The organism is Streptomyces sp. NBC_01546 (assembly GCF_045208355.1).
Classification (GTDB): Bacteria; Actinomycetota; Actinomycetes; order Streptomycetales; family Streptomycetaceae; genus Streptomyces.
In genome coordinates this window covers 7802473-7820255 of sequence record NZ_CP109379.1, presented here as the reverse complement: position 1 = coordinate 7820255, position 17783 = coordinate 7802473, and the positions used below count along the sequence as shown (strand labels likewise).

18 protein-coding genes are annotated in these 17783 nt (G+C 68.8%); 8 read left to right on the top strand and 10 right to left on the bottom strand.

Translation table 11 applies throughout. The annotated features are described in order from the left end of the window. The first annotated feature begins 91 nt into the window (after positions 1–91). Entirely contained in the window at positions 92–673 is a 582-nt protein-coding gene (locus tag OHA89_RS35665; protein ID WP_266612049.1) for a DUF2231 domain-containing protein, read from the top strand. A 314-nt stretch (positions 674–987) separates the two neighbouring features. Here the strand turns inward: OHA89_RS35665 and OHA89_RS35660 are convergent, their stop codons facing one another. From OHA89_RS35660 to OHA89_RS35645, 4 genes are all read right to left on the bottom strand, one after another. After that, on the bottom strand, positions 988–1227 hold the full coding sequence (locus OHA89_RS35660; RefSeq protein WP_257558729.1) for a hypothetical protein: 240 nt from the start codon (positions 1225–1227) through the stop codon (positions 988–990). 281 nt (positions 1228–1508) lie between these two features. Beyond that, entirely contained in the window at positions 1509–3236 is a 1728-nt protein-coding gene (locus OHA89_RS35655; protein ID WP_406367951.1) for a thiamine pyrophosphate-dependent enzyme, read from the bottom strand. A 48-nt stretch (positions 3237–3284) separates the two neighbouring features. Beyond that, the gene (locus OHA89_RS35650) at positions 3285–4919 is read right to left on the bottom strand and encodes an FMN-binding glutamate synthase family protein (RefSeq protein ID WP_406367950.1); all 1635 of its coding nucleotides are present in this window, start codon (positions 4917–4919) and stop codon (positions 3285–3287) included. Between the two features lie 105 nt (positions 4920–5024). Continuing rightward, positions 5025–5186 (bottom strand): hydrophobic protein, encoded by a 162-nt coding sequence (locus OHA89_RS35645; protein WP_257558727.1) that lies wholly within the window; start codon positions 5184–5186, stop codon positions 5025–5027. 470 nt (positions 5187–5656) lie between these two features. On the opposite strand from OHA89_RS35645, the gene OHA89_RS35640 reads away from it, so the two are divergent. The 3 genes from OHA89_RS35640 to OHA89_RS35630 all read left to right on the top strand — a co-directional run bounded on the left by OHA89_RS35640 (position 5657) and on the right by OHA89_RS35630 (position 7119). Beyond that, on the top strand, positions 5657–5857 hold the full coding sequence (locus OHA89_RS35640; RefSeq protein WP_215140426.1) for a hypothetical protein: 201 nt from the start codon (positions 5657–5659) through the stop codon (positions 5855–5857). 95 nt (positions 5858–5952) lie between these two features. After that, a complete protein-coding gene (locus OHA89_RS35635) occupies positions 5953–6279 on the top strand; it encodes a GYD domain-containing protein (protein WP_323186062.1) in 327 nt (108 codons plus the stop codon). 264 nt (positions 6280–6543) lie between these two features. Continuing rightward, entirely contained in the window at positions 6544–7119 is a 576-nt protein-coding gene (locus OHA89_RS35630) for a MepB family protein (protein WP_406368734.1), read from the top strand. 99 nt (positions 7120–7218) lie between these two features. Here the strand turns inward: OHA89_RS35630 and OHA89_RS35625 are convergent, their stop codons facing one another. Next, positions 7219–7866 (bottom strand): LysE family translocator, encoded by a 648-nt coding sequence (locus OHA89_RS35625; RefSeq protein ID WP_406367949.1) that lies wholly within the window; start codon positions 7864–7866, stop codon positions 7219–7221. An 83-nt stretch (positions 7867–7949) separates the two neighbouring features. On the opposite strand from OHA89_RS35625, the gene OHA89_RS35620 reads away from it, so the two are divergent. Continuing rightward, a complete protein-coding gene (locus OHA89_RS35620; protein WP_406367948.1) occupies positions 7950–8660 on the top strand; it encodes an MOSC domain-containing protein in 711 nt (236 codons plus the stop codon). Between the two features lie 54 nt (positions 8661–8714). Here OHA89_RS35620 and OHA89_RS35615 read toward each other — a convergent pair whose 3' ends face one another. Continuing rightward, entirely contained in the window at positions 8715–11303 is a 2589-nt protein-coding gene (locus tag OHA89_RS35615; protein WP_406368732.1) for a tetratricopeptide repeat protein, read from the bottom strand. Between the two features lie 266 nt (positions 11304–11569). Further along, positions 11570–11971 (bottom strand): hypothetical protein, encoded by a 402-nt coding sequence (locus OHA89_RS35610; RefSeq protein WP_406367947.1) that lies wholly within the window; start codon positions 11969–11971, stop codon positions 11570–11572. A gap of 169 nt (positions 11972–12140) precedes the next feature. On the opposite strand from OHA89_RS35610, the gene OHA89_RS35605 reads away from it, so the two are divergent. The 3 genes from OHA89_RS35605 to OHA89_RS35595 all read left to right on the top strand — a co-directional run bounded on the left by OHA89_RS35605 (position 12141) and on the right by OHA89_RS35595 (position 14693). Further along, entirely contained in the window at positions 12141–13625 is a 1485-nt protein-coding gene (locus OHA89_RS35605; RefSeq protein ID WP_406367946.1) for a hypothetical protein, read from the top strand. A gap of 176 nt (positions 13626–13801) precedes the next feature. Next, a complete protein-coding gene (locus OHA89_RS35600) occupies positions 13802–14185 on the top strand; it encodes a VOC family protein (protein WP_215140432.1) in 384 nt (127 codons plus the stop codon). A 124-nt stretch (positions 14186–14309) separates the two neighbouring features. Then, positions 14310–14693: a VOC family protein gene (locus OHA89_RS35595; RefSeq protein WP_406368730.1), complete on the top strand. Its 384-nt coding sequence runs from the start codon at positions 14310–14312 to the stop codon at positions 14691–14693. 48 nt (positions 14694–14741) lie between these two features. Here OHA89_RS35595 and OHA89_RS35590 read toward each other — a convergent pair whose 3' ends face one another. From OHA89_RS35590 to OHA89_RS35580, 3 genes are all read right to left on the bottom strand, one after another. After that, entirely contained in the window at positions 14742–15977 is a 1236-nt protein-coding gene (locus tag OHA89_RS35590) for an MFS transporter (protein ID WP_406367945.1), read from the bottom strand. 226 nt (positions 15978–16203) lie between these two features. Further along, positions 16204–16914, bottom strand: coding sequence for a DUF4360 domain-containing protein (locus OHA89_RS35585; protein WP_406367944.1), 711 nt, complete (start codon positions 16912–16914; stop codon positions 16204–16206). A gap of 59 nt (positions 16915–16973) precedes the next feature. Beyond that, positions 16974–17627 (bottom strand): DUF4360 domain-containing protein, encoded by a 654-nt coding sequence (locus OHA89_RS35580; RefSeq protein WP_266612026.1) that lies wholly within the window; start codon positions 17625–17627, stop codon positions 16974–16976. Positions 17628–17783: the final 156 nt, after the last annotated feature.

Below are 17783 nucleotides of genomic sequence, written 5' to 3'. Positions count from 1 at the left end.
AGCACCCCCGCCCGTGACTCCTTGGGCAGGCCGTTCGGGTGCTGTCGAGGCTCCGGCGGGATGGCGGCGCAATGCCGGGTAGGCGTTGTGCATGAACGCATACGCGCGCTACACCTCGCCGGAGACCAAGCAAACCTCGGCCCTGGAGACTGCTTCGGCATGGTGGCTGACGGCCCTCGACCGTATCGAACGCACGACGGCGGCCGACCCCGCGATCCGGATCCTCCAGCGGGGAATCCGCTCGCTCCCGTTGGGCGAGGCACGCGATCTGCTGCGTGGCAGGCCGCTGGGCCATCCTCTGCATCCGGTTCTGGTGCAGGTGCCGATCGGCTGCTGGCTGTCGGCCGCGGTGCTGGACGTCGTACCGGGAGCGCAGCGCGCGGCCACCACCCTCACGGCAGTCGGCTTGGCCGGGGTCGCCCCGGCAGCGATCGCCGGCTGGGCGGACTGGGCGGACCTGCCGCCCGCGCAGGCGCGGGTCGGACTGGCCCACGCGGTCACGAACGTGGCTGCGGTGGCCTGCTACACCGCGTCCCTCACGGCACGGCTGCGCAGTCACTCGGCGAAGGGCAGGCTGTGGTCATGGGGCGGGCTGACGGCAGTCGCCGTGAGCGGTGCGCTCGGCGGGCACGTGGCCTATCGTCAGGCGGTCGGAGCGCTTCCCGCAACCTGAAGTCTCCCGCATCGACCGCAAACCCGGCACAGGACGGCAGTACGCAGCGCCGCATCCGCAGGAACCCTCACCGTCACGGCGCCGATGGCCGCGTCCCGGACTCCCAGGGCGCGGATGAGCAGTGCGGAGGAACCCTGCTGGGGCTGACCGCTGGGGGCGCCCGCAACCCGGGGCGGCAAGCGACCGCTACACCGGATGCGAGGGTGGCCACCCCCGCGGCCCTGGCCGCTGCGGTACGCATTCAGGTCATTCCGTTCGGTGAGCCGCAGTCACCGACCGGGACTGTGGGCAGGGCGAACTGCTTCTCGCCGTTCTCAGTGGTCCTCGCTGCCCGACCGCCGCCGGACGGCCGGGTCCGGGCGGGCCTGTTCCTCGCGGCCGATGCCCGGGCGCTGGCGCTTGGCCGCGTGGCCTCCAGCATCCGCCTCGCCGTCGCCCGAACGCCGGACGACGGCGTCGTCCGCCTGCTGGCGGGCCTCGCGGTCCCCGCTCTCGCCTACTGCCTCGGACGGGGTGGTACGCGGGTGACGCCGGGATTTCTCGTGAGCCGTCATCTTGGCCTCCTCCGGTGGTATTCGTCTCCAGCGACTACCCCGCCCCGCCCCATTCAGACGATTCATCCACCATCGTTCCTCCCGCAGGGGCGGGGCGCCCTGAATCCGCAGGGCCGCGGTGCAGGTGGCCGGCAGCAGAACGAGGGCTGTGGTGGTCCGGCGCGCGGCCCAACTCGATGAGCTCCTGCCACTGCCGGTCCGCGCGTTCCAGCACCGTCTCGTCCCGTCCGGCCCCGCCGGCACCCGGCACGACGAGTCCTTGAACCCGCTGGCGCCGCTCGTCAGCCTTCCCCGCTCGGAAGGACCTCCCTGATCTTGGCGATGGCGAAGCCCCACCCTTGGCTCACGGCCGGCTTCCCGGGCACGGCCACCTCCTCGGGGTTGGTCAGGACGTCCAGCAGGACCGGGCCCGGAGTCTCGAACGCCCTGCGCACGCTGTCGTGCAGATCAGCCGGGTCGGTGACGCGAATGCCGGTGAGGCCGAGTGCGGCGGCCACCGCGGCGAAGTCGGGGTTGTCGAGTTGCGTGCCGAACTCGGGCAGACCGGCCTGCTCCTGTTCGAGCTTGACCATGCCCAGGCGGCGGTTGTCGAAGACGACGAGCTTCACCGGCAGTTGGTAGGTCTTGATCGTCATGAGGTCGCCCAGCAGCATGCTCAGGCCGCCGTCACCGCAGAAGGCGACGATCTGGCGGTCGGGTGCCCAGAGTTGTGCTCCGAGGGCCTGGGGCATGGCGTTGGCCATCGAGCCGAGGTTGTACGAGCCGATCAGGCGCCGGCTGCCGCGCATGGTGACGAAACGGGAGAGCCAGACGGTCGCCATGCCGGTGTCGGAGGTGAAGACGGCGTCCTCGGCTGCGTACGTGTCCACTGCGGCGGCCAGGGCTTCGGGGCGGATCTCGTGGTCCCTGTTGTCCAGGGCCGCCCGCAGCTTGCCGGTCCAGCGGCGTTCGTGATTCGGGTCGGCCAGGCGCTGCTGTCCTTCCTGCCAGTGCGCGAACCGTTCCCGCGCATCCTTCAGGTGGGCCCGGTCGGGTGCCTCCTTCAGGAGCGGCAGCAGGGCCCGCAGCGTTGCCCCCACGTCCCCGGCCAAACCCACGTCCAGGGGCACCCGGCGGCCCAGGTGCTCCTCGCGGGTGTCGATCTGGACGACCTTGCAGTCCTTCGGATACCAGTCGCGGTAGGGGAAGTCGGTGCCCAGCATGAGAAGCGCGTCGCCGTGGTCGAGCGCGTGGGCGGCCGCAGGGTTGCCTATCAGACCGGTCTGGCCCACCTGGAAGGCGTTGTCGTCCTCGAAGCCCTCCTTCGCCTTGAGAGTGAGCACCATGGGTGCGGCGAGCAGCTCTGCGGTACGGAGTACTTCGGCGCGGGCCTCGCGGGCTCCGCGGCCCACGAGCAGGGTGACGCGGGAGGCGGAGTTCAGGAGTTCGGCGGCCTCGGCGACGGCCGGATCGTCCGGGCGCGTAACGGCGCGGTCGAGGGCGAACCGCGTGGGACGGTCGTCGCCCAGCTCTTGATCGCCCAAGTCGCCGGGCACGGTCAGGACGGCCACTCCGCCCTGGCCGACAGCAGCGCGTACGGCGGACTCCAGCATTCGCGGCATCTGCTCCGGGGAGGTGACGGTTGCGCGGTAGACGGCCACGTCGCGGAAGAGCAGGTCGTTGTCGACTTCCTGGAAGTAGTCGCTGCCGATCTCGGCGAGGGGCACCTGACCGCAGATGGCGAGGACGGGGGCGCGGCTCTTGGCTGCGTCGTAAAGCCCGTTGAGGAGGTGGACGGAGCCCGGTCCGACCGTGCCCATGCACACGCCGAGGGTGCCTGAGAGCTGCGACTGCGCTCCGGCCGCGAAGGCCGCAGCCTCCTCGTGCCGACAGCCGACCCAGTCCAGGTCGTCCGTGGTGCGGATCGCATCGGTCAGTGGGTTCAAGGCGTCTCCGACGACTCCGAAGACGTGCTGGACGCCGAGTTCCTTGAGTGCGCCGACGATGACGTGGGCGACGGTGCGTGCCACAGCAGTACCCCTCGGTCCGGTGCGGCTCCCTCGGTGCGGGTGCCGGGTTCAGTGGGTGAAGCGGTCCGGGTCGGCCGCTTGCCAGTCGGATGCCCAGTCGGCGGGCGCCGATGCGAGCAGCTGTCCCGGGGTGAGCCACGTGTGGAGTTCGGCATAGGAACGGACGGTGTGCGGGTCCACCCGTTGGAGAAGCATGTGGGGTCGCAACCCGCGCGCGTCGTCGACCCCCATCGAGGCCATGATCTGGAGGGCGCTCTCGACCGTGGCCTGCTGGTAGCGCCGTACGCGCTGCGACTTGTCCGCGATGTCGACGGCGCGGGCGCGCCGCTCGTCCTGGGTGGCCACCCCGACCGGACAGGTGTTGGTGTGGCAACGCTGGGCCTGGATGCATCCGATCGCGAACATCATGGCGCGGGCGGCGTTGGTGTAGTCGGCTCCCTGGAGCAGGCGTTTGACGAGGTCGCTGCCGGTGGCGACCTTGCCGCTGGCCCCGATCCGGATCCGTTCGCGCAGCCCGCTGCCCAAGAGGGCGTTGTGCACGACCATCAGCCCCTCGCCGAGCGGCAGGCCGACGTTGTCCGCGAACTCCATCGGCGCCGCGCCCGTACCGCCCTCCGCGCCGTCGACGACGATGAAGTCCGGGGTGCTGCCCTCCTCGAGCATGGCCTTGCACACGGCGAGGAACTCACGGCGCGATCCGACGCACAGCTTGAACCCGACGGGCTTCCCGTCGGTGAGCTCGCGCATCCGTGCCAGGAAGCGCACGAGCTCGCGCGGTGTGGAGTACACGCGGTGGAAAGGCGGCGAGATCACGGTCTGCCCCTGCGGGACCCCGCGGACCTTCGCTATCTCCGCGTTCACCTTGGCACCCGGCAGGACGCCTCCGATGCCGGGTTTGGCGCCCTGGCTGATCTTCAGCGACACGCACTTCACGTGCTCGTGGGCCGCTTTCTCGGCGAACTGCCGCTCGTCGAAGTCACCGTCGTCCGTCCTGCAGCCGAAGTATCCGGTGCCGATCTCCCACACAAGGTCCCCGCCCGGGCGCAGGTGGTACTCCGACAGGCCGCCCTCGCCGGTGTCATGGGCGAAGCCGCCCAGCTCCGCGCCGGCGTTGAGGGCGACCACGGCATTGGCCGACAGCGAGCCGAAGCTCATCGCCGAGACGTTGAGCAGAGCCATGTCGTAGGGCCGGGTGCAGTCGGGTCCGCCGATGCGGACCCGGGGAGGGATGATGCTCACCGGTCGGGGGGCCATGGACGGGACGAGGTACTCGCTGCCGACCCGGTAGAGGTCGAGCTCGGTGCCGAACGGCTCCTCCGCGTCGGTGCCCTTGGCGCGTTCGTAGACGATGCTGCGGGTGTCACGGTCGAAGGGGCGGCCATCGAAGTTCCGCTCGATGAAGTACTGCTGGAGCTCCGGCCGCAGCGCCTCCAGCGCGAAGCGCAGGTGTCCGAGCAGCGGGTAGTTCCGCAGAACGGAATGCCGTCGTTGCACGAGGTCGTGGACGGCGACCAGCGCGAGGAGAAGCAGGGGAGCGGCCGCAGCCGACCACCAGGGCGAGACCAGGACGGCGGCGGCGACAGCGCCCACCGTGAGCGAGCCGAGGACAGCTACCACGAGTAATTTCAGCACATCGCGCTTGTGTCCCGAAGTCCGGCCGCCATTCGGCCGTCCCTCTTTCATTTTCGGCCTGGACTCCGGCCGGCCCGCCCTCGACGCTTCATTCATTAGGGGTACGTCCCGGCGCTGGTCCACATGCCCCCGACATTCGGGTTTCACCCGGGCCCTCTACCAGCGGTACCAGCGGCCGCTTCCGCTCTTGGGGCGGGCGACGAAACCGATCAGCCACAGCACCAGCACGAAGATTGCGACCCACCACAGGACCTTCAGCGCAAAACCCGCACCGAAGAGAATCAGGACCAGCAGTAGAACGAGAAGCAAGGGAACCATGATTATCAACCTCTGAAATCCCTTGTGCCCCGACCCCGCCCGCCCACACGCCCGAATTCACACATCGCTGAAACTCTGGATACGCGCTCAGGGATTCCGCAGGGCGGGCAGCCGCTCGGCTCGGCGTGGAGGTGTTCGGGGTGCGGCCAGGCGCCGGCCGCGAGGGCGGTGATGCCGGTACATACGCGGTGCGCCGCGTCCGGGGCGGCGCCCCACGCGGCGTCCACGGTGTCGGCCAGCGAGGTGTACACGTTGTTGACCAGCGTGGTGACGAGGTCGTCGCGGGGATCGGGCCAGACGGCGGTCTACCGGACCCCGGGCCGGGATCCCAGCAACGGCAGGCCGCGCTACCGACGGCGCGCTCGGCCATTCGGCTTGAAGTTGCCTGTGTGCGGGCAGGCGGCGAGACGTCGAGGCGACCCCTCCCTACCTTCGAGGGTGTTCCTTACCCACTCGAAAAAGGTGGATTCGTGCGATCTGTGCGCTCTCTCGTCACCATCCTCGCTGCCGGCGTCGTCATCCTCGGCGGTGCGTCCGCCGCCAGCGCCGACGTGAATGTCAACTTCCAGCCTGAGCCCTCGTACACGTTCGTCTTCGGCGACTGGCTCCAGTTCGCGGCGGACGACGTGTTCAACGCAGGCCACGACAACACGGTCGGCTCCAACAACTGACGGTGGCGCCCCGCAACGCCCTTTGCCGTCCGGCAAGGGGCGTTGCTTTGCGCTGCTTCCCCGGCCCCGGGAACGAGCGACGAAAGGGAGACATGATGCCGCTCTACCTATCGAGGTTCAGCTACACACCGGAGACTTGGGCGAGGCTGATCGTCCGCCCCGAGGACCGCGCGAAGGCCGCTCAGGCGTACATCGAGTCCGTCGGCGGGAAGCTCCACGGCTTCTGGTACGCCTTCGGCACGCACGACGGCTACAACCTGTGGGAGGCCCCCGACAACGTGTCCATGGCCGCGGTGGCGCTGGCGATCAGCGGAGGCGGCGCGCTCAGCTCGTTCGAGACTACGGTTCTCCTGACCATCGATGAAACCATGGATGCCCTGCGCAAGGCCGAGCGAGTCCAGTACCGGGCGCCGGGCGCGTAGCGGTCCAGACCGATGAGTTCCTCCATGATCGACGCCCTCGTGTGCCACCGCGAGGGCGTCGCACTTCGGTGCCCGCCTGCAGAGACCCGCGCCGCGTCCGAGGCCGCCGCCACTGCAACGGCGTCCTGCTCGCGCAGCGCCTGGTAGCCGTGCGCGGGAGCCGCACCGACGGCACGGCCGTACCCCTGCTCGCCGCCAGAGAGGCCGGCCCGGTGAGCTTAATTCGTTCACGCGTTCGAAATCTGACAGGATGCGGGAATGTCGATGGAACGTGAGGTCTCTTCGGTGTTCGGCGCACGTGATCCTGGGCCTTGGTCACTCAAGCCGGGAATCCCCGCTGACCTGCTGAGAGCGAAGAGGCTGGCGTATGACCCGAGTGGGTTCACGTGCTCACAGCCGATGCCCGAAGCGGAGAGCGCCGAGTACGGGGCATGCGAGTTCACGTTGGACGGCCTCTCGGTCAGGTTCCGCGCAGCCAAGACGACCCCGACGAAGCTCGGCCAGTTCGTCACGGTGTGGAAGAGGTCGGCAAGCGGGCCGATCCAGCCCTTCGATGCCGAGGATCCCGTTGACTTGTTCGTCATCAGTACCTGCGAGGACGAACAGTTCGGGCAGTTCGTGTTCCCTCGAGACGTGCTCCGTGAACGGGACATCGTGTCGACGAACGGCTCCGGCGGGAAACGGGCATTCCGCGTCTATCCGCCGTGGGTGACCACCACCAACCGCCAAGCCCGAAGCACCCAGACCTGGCAGGTGGAACACTGGCTCCAGCTACCCGAAGACGAGCCCGTCGACATCCCCCGCGCCCACGCGCTCTATCACCCCCGTGGGCAGCGATGACGTTGCTTGACCGCAAACAGGTGCCTCGTCTGGGCAATCGCGGGCTGAGGCACGTAGCCGCGGCGGACGCGCGGCACGGGCCGCGCACCGCGATGATGTTCAGTCGCCAAGAGCGAGGTGCACGCCGAAGCCCGCGATGACCGTGCCGCTGATCCGGTCGAGGATCCGGCGTACCGGGGGGCGTCGAAGGCTGCCGCGGAGCACCTGGGCGAATGCAATCAGCACGCCCGACCAGAGCAAGCCCAGCAGGATGTGCACGCCGGCCAGCAGGGTCCCGGTCGTCAGGTGCGGGGCGCCTACCGGAATGAATTGCGGCAGGACAGCCATGTAGAAGGCACCCACCTTGGGGTTGAGCAGGTTCGTCAGAGCGCCCCGGCGCCAGCCGCTCCCGAAGCCGCCGTCGGCATCCGGTTCGTGCGCGTCCTCGGCCCGGGCGAGATCCGCCCGAGCCCGCCGGCGCAGGGTCGCCACCACGATCCGGCTTCCCACCCAGACCAGATACACGGCCCCTGCCCAACGGAGTATCGAGTAGGCGAGGTGGGAGGCGGTCAGTACTGCGGTGATGCCGAGCGAACTGAGCACTCCCCAGGCGAGGGTGCCGGTCTGGATTCCGAGGACGACGCCCCAGGCGCAACTGTTGTGACCCAGTGCGGCGGTGCGCAGTACGAGGGCGGTGTCGAGGCCGGGTGTGAGGGTGAGGAGTCCCACGATCAGCGCGAAGGACCCCAGAGCGGAGGCAGTGATCATGAGTGACCACTGTAACGCCAGCATGGCCAACTTCCCATTTGCTGCCCGAAATCGGGCAGGAAAGCTCTTGTAACGTCTACTGAATGACGTACACCATAGGAACGGTCGAGCGCATATGGCGGTATCCGATCAAGTCGACGGGAGGCGAACAACTGCAGCAAGCGGATGTCGACTCCCGCGGCCTGGTCGGCGACCGCCTCTTCGCGGTGCGCGACAGCAAGGGCAAGTTCGGCTCGGGGAAGAACACCCGAAGATTCCGCCGGATGCCCGGCCTGCTGCAGTTGCGCTCCCGCTACCCGGACGGGATGGAGCAGCCCGAACTGCTGGATCCGCACGGCGTGACCGTTGCGGATCCAACTACCCACCTTCGCCGATACCTTGGCCGACAGGACGTCGAACTGACCCGCGAGCAAGAGGTCTCGCACTTCGACCAGCTTCCGCTCAGCATCCTGACTACAGCCACCCTCGACTGGGTGCGCGCGGCCGTTCCCGGTGTTCCGGTCGACGAACGGCGCTTCCGGCCGAATCTCCTCGTTCGGACCCCACCGGGTACCCGTCCCTTCGTCGAGGACGAGTGGTTCGGATGCAAGGCGTGGATCGGGGCTGCCCTTTGTGTGGAGTTCGTGCGCTCCAGCGAGCGGTGTGTCATGACCAATGAGGCCCAGCAGGACCTGCCTCATTCCCCGCTGGTGCTGCGAGTCATCGCGAAGGCTCATCACGCCCGGCTGGATGCCCTGGCCACAGTGGTGGTGCCCGGCACGGTAAGTTCCGGGGACACTGTCGCTCTCATCTGACGAGGGCCACTGCCACGCGACTCAGTCGCTCGTCAGTCCCGTACGACACCACACCTACCGCCAGGGCCGCCAACGGGTTCGTCGAGCCCGGCCACGGCGTGACCGTCGGTCGACGGTTGCAAAGTTGGCACGCGCCTTGAGGGTGTTGGGGTGTTCGGGGCCGAGGACGCGCTCGCTGTCCGCCAGCACACTTTCCAGGATGGCCAAGGGTTTTCTCCTCCATCCGGCCTGCCAGTAGGAGACTGCGAGGTTGGATCGAGCCATGAGGGTGTCAGGGTGCTCGGAACCCAGGACCCGTTCGCGCGCAGCGACGACCCTCTCCTCAATGGCGATGGCCTCATTCGTCCGCCCACCCTGCTCGTACGAGAAGGCGAGATTGGCTGCCGCTTTGAGGGTGTGCGGGTGTTCGGGGCCGAGGATGCGCTCGCTGTCCGCCAGGACTCTCTCCTCGATGGTGATGGCCTCGTTCGTCCGTCCGACCTGTGAGTAGGAACTGGCGAGATTGGAACGAGCCGTGAGGGTGTCAGGGTGCTCGCAACCCAGGACCCGTTCGCGGGCAGCGACAACCGTCTCCTCAATGGCGATGGCCTGTTTCGTACGTCCGGCCTGTGAGTAGGAACTGGCGAGATTGGAACGAGCCGTGAGGGTGTCAGGGTGCTCGCAACCCAGGACCCGTTCGCGGGCAGCGACAACCGTCTCCTCAATGGCGATGGCCTGTTTCGTACGTCCGGCCTGTGAGTAGGAAGCAGCGAGATTGGCTGCGACTGTGAGGGTCTGGGGGTGTTCGGGGCCGAGTGTGCGCTTGCTATCGGCCAGGACCCTCTCCTCGATGGTGATGGCCTCGTTTGTGCGTCCGACCTCCCCGTAGGACACGGCGAGGCTCGCCTGGGCGCCCAGGGTGGTGGGGTGGTCCGGGCCGAGGATGCGCGTGCAATCCATGATGACCTGCTTCTCCAGGGTGATGGCCTCGGCGATACGTCCGACCTGCTTGTATGAAGCGGCCAGGTTGCCCCGGGTGGTCAGCGTGCTGGGATGGTCGGGCCCGATGATTCGCACCCGGTCGGCGAGTACCTGCTCCAGCAGGGGGATGGAGGCGGTGGTGCGCCCGGCCTCCGCGTAAGACGTGGCGAGGTTGGCCCGGGCGGCCAGGGTGTCCGGATGTTCGGGGCCGAGGACGCGCCGGGAATCGGTGAGAACCCGCTCCTCCAGGGCAATGGCCTCCTCGGTGCGTCCGGCTTGGCTGTAACAGACCGCAAGGTTGCCCCGGGCGGTCAGGACGTCGGGATGCTCCGGTCCGAGGAAATGCTCGGCATCGGAGGCCACGCGCTGGCAGTAGGCGGTGGAGGCTGTGGTGAGGCCGGATTCGAAAAGGCTGCGGCCGGCGCGGAAGAGCACCCAATTCGCTTCCGGCTGCCAAAGGTGGTCGCCTGCGTGGTCAGCGAGAACGTCGGTGTTCGTCCGCAGTGCTGCGGCCAGGGCAGGGTGATGCTGGTCGACATCCGGCCAGATGCGCAGGAGGGCTCCCGCTGCGGTGGTCGCCAGGGTCGTGAGGTCTGCCGCGGGCGTGGTTTCGCGGGCGGCTCGGGCGGTGAGGGCGTGGATGCGCACGGCGCGGTGTTCGCGGCGGGTGTCGACGTTGAGCAGTGCGTACTGGTGGAGGGTGCGCAGAGAGGCTCGGGCCTGCTCCGGTGTGACGGGATCCTGCGGGATTTTGGTGGTCTCGGCGGTCTCGGCGGGGCGGGTGCGGTGTTGGGTGAGGTAGTCGCAGATGTCGGGAGTGACCCACAGGGTGTGTGGGTGGCCGGCGGGGTCGAGGAGCGCGGCGAGGCGCAGGGCCGGCTCGGCGAGGCCTGCGGGTTCGGTGCGTTGGGCGGCGTCGAGGGAGAGCAGGAGAGTCGCGGCCACCTGTCGGCCGTAGCCCTCCGTGTCGGCCGTCGGGGGCAGCACGTGGTCGAGCTGGCGCCGGCGGTCGGTGAAGCGGACCAGATAGTCGGCGCAGTTCAGGTCTTCGTTGATCATGTAGGCGGCGGCGTGCCCGAGAGCGAGCGGCAGATACCCGAGCGCCTCGGCCAGGTCCCCGGCTGCGGTGTCGAGGAGATGGCCGGCATCGTCGTCGGCGAGCCGGACCTGGAGGTAGGCGAGGGCTTCAGCGGCGGTGTAGACGTCGACGTTGACACGGCGTCGACCGCCGCCGGTGATACGGGCGTCCTGAAGGCGGGTGGTGGCCAGAACCCATCCGCCGTCACTCCGACTCGCGGGCCACCACCCGTCCATACCCGACGGGTCGGCGATGCCGTCGAGGACGACCAGCCACCGGCGGGGCGTGGTCGCCAGCCACGCCATGAACGCCCGGGCGTCATCCTCGGGGTTGATACCGACCGCGCCCGGAGCAGCCACTTGGACCGCGGCCTGGGCGTAGAGGGCGATGACCTGCTGCACCTCGGTCGCGGGCACCCACAACACCAGATCGGTGCCATCGCCGAGGGCCTCGGCCGCGTAGGACGCAGCCAGCTGGGACTTCCCAACACCGCCGCCGCCGGACAATACCTGTGTCAGCACCGCAGCATTCCCTGACGAGCGGGCGGCGTCGACCCGCTCCCGCAGCGCGGAGCGGGGCTGGAACGCCGACGCCAACGCCGGCACGGAGCCGACTTCCAGCGGCCACCGCACTGTGTCTGCCGCTGCAGGGTGTACGTGGTACTCGTATCGCCGTTTGTCGTAGACCCGGCTGTTCTCGCCGACCGCGTTGTGCGTTGCGTCCCCACCTGCTCCCACACCCCCCTCACGCACGTCCACGTGCAACGAGCGCTCAGGCGACTCCCCTTCCGGCTGCGCGCTCCGTTGGCAAGCAGACGGTTCCGCTACGCGGGCGACCGCCTGCTTCCTGCGGCGCAGCTGCCAGAAGGGACTCATCGGCGCTCACTGTCGTCGCCGAGAGCGTTGTCCCGCACATCACCGGCCGCAGCGACCCCGTCGCGGCCGGCGTCCACATCGGCTGCGCGTCCCCTGAGGCCACCTGCCCTGGTTGCGCTCTGCGGTCCGACGACTGTGGAACCTCGACCGATGGCGTTACCGGTCAGATCACCGCCGGCGGCGACCCCGCCTCGCCCGGCCCGCACCCGGCGACCGCCTCCGCTGCCGCTCCCGCTGGAGGTTTGCGCGAGGGCGATCACCGCCACGACCAGACCGGCCAGGCTGACCACCGCCCCGACGATGCTCGCTGTCCGGTCCCCCGTTTCGAGATCCACCAGCGCTGCGACCCCGATCAGCCCGACAGCAAGAACGCCCGCGAGCACCGCAACGACCCACACGGCAACCCGTCCTGGCCCTAAAAGTCCTGACATCTCCAGCCCCCCGCCTCGTATGTCCAAAGGCCGTCAGATGGCCTCATTGGGACGGTAGCTCGAGTCGGAGGCGGTGGGGACCCGGATACCGAAGGAGGGCAGCCACCTGTGTACCGGCGCTTGAGAAGATCGCTTCATGGCACACAAAGATGATCAGCTGACGCGCGTCGCGTTCGGCGTGTCGGAGGCGACGGACGCGGACCGCGCCGATGCCCTGCGGCTGCTCGAGGCCGACACCGATCTGCATGCAGAGTGGATCGCGGGGCTCGCCGTGAACAGCGCGGCACCGGAGGAGGTACTGCGCCGCGTGTTCACGATCGACCCGCTGCCGGACGCCCGATACTGGCTCGCCTACCGGAAGTTGTCGCCCGAGATGGCGATGGCCGCCGTCGCGCACCCCGACCCGCAGGTCCGTGAGATCCTCGCCAGGAATCCGCACCTGCCTCCGAATGCGCTCGCCGTGCTGGCTGAGGATCCAGACCCAAAGGTGCGACGCGTCGCGGTGGGGATGGCGCTTGAGTACGGCGTCGAACTGCCGACAGAGGTGACCGTACGGCTCACCACCGGCCCGGAGGCCCGGCTGCGGTTCTTCGCCGCCGCCGGACTGCCCGGCCTGCCGGACGAAACGCTGCTCTCGCTGACCGAGGATCCAGACCCCCGCGTCCGGGCCGCCGCCATCTGCTCCGGGAGCTGGCCCAGGCTGCGCCCGGAGGTCCGGGCCGCGGTCGAGGCCGACCCCGATCCCCAGGTGCGCCAGGCGGTCGAACGCGCCACTCACGTCGAGGTCCCCCTGCCGACGACGGTCGAGGACTTCCTCGCCGAGGCGGACGAACGCCGCCGCCGCGACGCCGCGTTGACCGCACCCGTCGACACGGCCCTGGCCGCGCTCCTCGCGACCCACGAGGACAGTTGGCTGCGGGACGGGGCCGCCCGCAACCCACACGTACCCACCGCACTCGCCCTCGCGCTGGCCGCCGACCCCGAGCCCTCCGTCCGTCTCGCCGTGTCCCTTCGCGCGGATGTGACCGAGGAGCAGCGGACGGCAATCGATTACACCGTGCCCGTGGGCCGCCATCCGGTGCCGGCTTGGGTGGAGGAGAGCTTCGGTGACCCGGATGCGCTGCGCGAGATCGCGGCCTCCAGCCACATCCTGCTGCGCCGGGGCGTCACATGCGCACCGGAGCTGCCCGCCGACGTGATCGCGCGGTTGGCAGCCGACGACGACTACTACGTCAGGCTGATGCTCTGCGAGAACGACCACGCACCGCACGAGCTGCTCGTGGAGATGTTCGCCGACTGGAACGGGCTGAGCTGGGGCATGCTCGCGTACCGCCGCAACTTCGTGCGTCCCGGTCTGGCCCGGTTCGCGGACGACCCGAACCACCGTCTGCGGTATGCCGCCCTCTTCGACCCGCAGGCCGAACCGGAACTCGTCGAAGGGCTCTCCCACGACACGGAAGGCATGGTGCGCTGCCGTGCAGCGGCCGACCCGCGCCTGCCGGGCCCAAGGCTCATCGAACTGCTCGGCGGTGACGGAATGCCGCGAACGGCGGCCGCCAACCCCGCACTGCCCGCCGAGCTCATGCACCAACTGCTCGACGTCGCGGGCGTCGTGCGCTGAGAGCCGCCGGAGCGGCAGGTGTGAGGATGGTGGCCGTAGCCGGTCCGAGCAACCGCGTCGGGCGGTGCAGTTGCTCGTGGGCAAGACAACTTCGTCCGGGTCATCGGACAGGTGGCCCACTGGATCGTGCGGGTCGGACCGTGCCGGGGCCGGGCCGGCGCACCTATCCTCGCTCCATGGCATCCCGAATCAGCGAACTCGTCATCGACGCAGAAGACGCAGGCCGGCTGGCCGCATTCTGGTGCGATGTCCTCGGCTACGTCGAGCTGGCTCGAGAAAGTGACGGCAGCATCCAAATCGGCCCGCCCGGCGTCGGATTCGGCGGAGCACAGCCAACGCTCGTCCTCAACGCGGGCCGCGACCCCCGGGTCGGGAAGCTCCCGATCCACATCGACGTCAACGCCACCGACCGCGACCAGGACGCCGAGCTGGCCAGGCTGCTCGCACTGGGCGCCGTGCCTGTCGACATCGGCCAGACCGGAGAAGAGAGCTGGCATGTCCTGGCCGACCCCGAGGGCAACGAGTTCTGCCTCTTGCGCACTCAGCTGAAGCCCATCTGACGTCCCGCCACATCGAGCCTTCCAGGGCGTGTATCGAGACTGCTGCCAGGGGCCTGAGCGGTGTCCGCGAACGATGAGTGCAGCTCAGTGGCGTCTGGAGTGGAAATCAGGAAGGCTGGGGCGCATGGTTTCGGTTTTGCAGAACGTGGCGATTGACTGTGCGGATGCCTATGAGCTGGCCCGATTCTGGAGCAGTGTGACGGGCCGTCCGATGCATCCGGATGTCAGACCGGGTGACCGGGAGACTCAGGTGCTGCTGGCGGAGGGCCCAGTGCTGTACTTCAACCAGGTGCCCGAGGCCAAGACGATCAAGAATCGGATCCATCTGTGTTTGCGCCCTGAGACCTCGCGGGATCAGGAGCTGGACCGGCTACTGGGCCTCGGAGCCACCTTTGTCGCTGATCACCGGAATCCCGATGGTTCAGGCTGGGCGATCCTTGCTGATCCCGAGGGCAACGAATTCTGCGTTCTGCGCAGTGAGTCCGACCGAGCCGCCACGAATTCCTGACGCCGACGCGCCGTCCTGGCCGGTTTCGTACGACACCGTTCGGTCCCTTCAGACGGCTGCTGCCTTCCACGCGACTTCTGGGTGTGTCTGCTGAGCGTGCTGGTGGCGTTGCGCCCAGCGGACGGCGAGTGGTGCTGCCAGACCCGTCACGGTGAACAGCACTCCTGCGACGTACCACCCGGGGCGGCCCCAGGTGATGCAGAGAGAGATGAGCAGGGCCGGCCCGAGGGCTTCGGCCAGTCCGGCGCCCAGGCCGAACACTCCGAGGTACTGGCCGGTGGCGTGCTGCGGGGCGAGGGCGAAGGACACTTCGAAGCCTGCGGCGGAGTGCCACAGCTCGCCGATCGTGTGGATCACCATCGCGGTCATGAGGAGCGTGGCCGCGGCCCACGCCGGTATCCCCGCGGACAGCGAGATCAGCGAGCAGGAGACGAGGAAGGCCACACCCGCTCGGCGGTAGGCAGCTCCTCCGGCCCCCGGGGAATCGATGCTGCGGCTGGCTCGTATCTGGAACGCGATGACGATGACGGTGTTGATGAGCATGGTGCCCGAGATGAGCCAGCGCGGGGCGGTGGTGGCCGTGACCAGCCAGAGCGGGATGGCCACCGTGAGCACCTTGAACTGGACGGCCATGATGCCGTCGAGAGCGGTGAGCAGGAGGTAGGGGCGGTCCCGCAGGGCGATCCAGCGCGGGCCGCCGACGGTGGGGACAGGTGTGACCGGCGGCAGGCGGATCAGGATCGCTGAGGAAGCCGCGAAGGCGACCGCGTTGCCGATGACGAGGAGTTGGTAGGCGGGGAGGGTGCCCACCTGCACGGCCCAGCCCGCCAGCAGGGCGCCGAGGGAGATGCCCACGTTGGTCACGGCGCGGAGATAGGCGCGGAACGCCTGCGGTCGATCGCCTCCGTAGTGCCTGATGAGCGGACTGCGTGCGGCCAATCCGGCTGCTTTGGCGCCGGTGGCCGTTCCTACCGCGAGGACGAACAGCCAGAAGCTGTCCGCCAGTACGAAGCCGGCAGTGGCCAGCGCCTGGACGACGAGGGTGATCGCGTAGACGCCGCGTGCTCCGCGCCGGTCCGCGAGATGGCCGACAGCGATGCCCACGGCCAGCGAGACGACACCGGCGATGCCAAGTCCGAGGCCCACCTGGGCTGCCGGAAGGTGGACCGCCTCGGTGAAGTAGAGGACCCCGGCGGTCAGATAGAGGCCACTGCCGACGGTGTAGACGAAGTTCGAGGCGGCGAGGGCACGCTGTGGGCCGGTATCCGGCAGCAGTTCGGGCATGACGAGGCTCCGCTTCCCGGGGTCGACAGTAAGCACTGAGCAAGCTTTCTGCCTGTTACTCGCAATAGCAAGAGAGTTGCGGGAAAACGAGCCGTGCAACCTGCGCGGACCTCACTGCGTGGCGGCTTTGAGGTGCAGGACGAGGGCCGCTTGGACAGCAGCCTTGGCGCGGAAGGGGTGCGGGCCGGAAACCGTCCGGTCCCGGCCCGCACCCCCTCTTCTTGCGCTACGCCTTCTTCGGGTTGGGGCACACCTGCCAGGCGAGGTGGTAGAGGGTGCTGACGCTGGTGTCGGTGGAGTCCATGGCCATGAAGCTCGTGGACGTCTGCGGGTTGGACGTGCCGGCGTTCACGCGCAGTTCGGTATTGATGTTGAAGTTGCGCTTTTCACCGCACGGGGCCCAGACCAGGTCGGCGTATTCCGTCTTGTCGCTCGTCTGCCAATTGTCGTTGAGCGGGCCGTTGAACTGGTGGGTCCGCTGGGATGTCTGCGACATTCCCTGGAAGTAGTAGTTCGCCTTTTCCTGGCCCCACGCGCCGGGCTGGAGGAATGCGAATCCGCGGTAATCGGCCTGCACGATGGCGTAGGTGAAGCCGGAGGGCACGTGGACGCGGAGATTGAGCTGGCAGTTCTTGCGGAAGGCGGTCGGCGGGGCGCCGGGGCCGACCTGGGCGAGGTACTCGCTGTAGGTGACCGTGAAGGCGGTGTTGTCCGGGGCGACGGCCACCTCGGCCGTGCCTTCGCGGCAGCCGGAGCCGTTCACGGTGGCGAGTTCGATCACGATCTTGTCGGGCGGGGCGGTGATCGGGCCTGCGGACACGGCGGGCGTCGAGGCGGTGATCAGGGCGGCGGCCGCACCACCGATGAGCAGGCCGCGGGTGCGGATGCGGGTACGGGTGCGAGTACCGGTGCGGTTGTGGGACAAGAGGTGAGACATCGTTGTCACTCCTGGCCGTCGGGTCGGGTTTCCAGCGCTCTCGCGCTCACGCGTCCGCGTCAGGCCGCGGGGCATTCCTTCCACTCGAAGTGGTAGACGGTGCTGACGCTGCCGTCCGTCGAGTCCATGCTCATGAAGCTCAGCGCCTGCGGGCTCGACGTGCCCGCGTAGACCCGCAGTTCGGTGTTGACGTTGAGGTTGCGCTCCTCGCCGCAGGGGGCCCAGACCAGGTCGGCGTACTCGGTCTGGTCGCCGGCCTGCCAGTTGTCCGTGAAGGGGCCGTTGAACTGGTGGGTCGTACGGGCCGTCTGGGCGGCGCCCTGGAAGTAGTAGTTCGCGCGCTCCTGGCCATAGGCGCCGCGCTGGAGGTGGGCGAAGCCGCGGTAGTCCGCGCGGGCGATGGCGTACGTGAACCCCTGGGGCACGTGGATCCGCAGGGCCAGCTGGCAGTTCTTGCGGAACTCGGTGCCGCCGGAGCCGGCTCCCGTCTGCGCGAGGTAGTTGCTGTAGGTGACGGTGAACGCCGTGTTGTCGGAGGCGGCGGCGACCTCCGCGGTCCCCTGGGGGCAGCCCGATCCGTTGACCCCGACCACGTCGACCGTAATGCGGCCGGGCGGCGGAATAGCGGGGGAATCGGCCTGGGCCTGCGCGGGGGCGACCACGGCCGACAACACCGCGATCGCGGCACCGACGGCCATTCTGCGGAGCGGCATATCCGGTTCTCCATTCATTCGGAGGGGTAAAGCATTCGCCATGGACATGCCATCACAAGCGCTGCGGGGCGGGAGGACGCGATACGGCCAACACGCGCCCACCGCATTCCCCACCACACCCCTGGCCGGATACCGCGATCCCCCGCACCCCGCCGC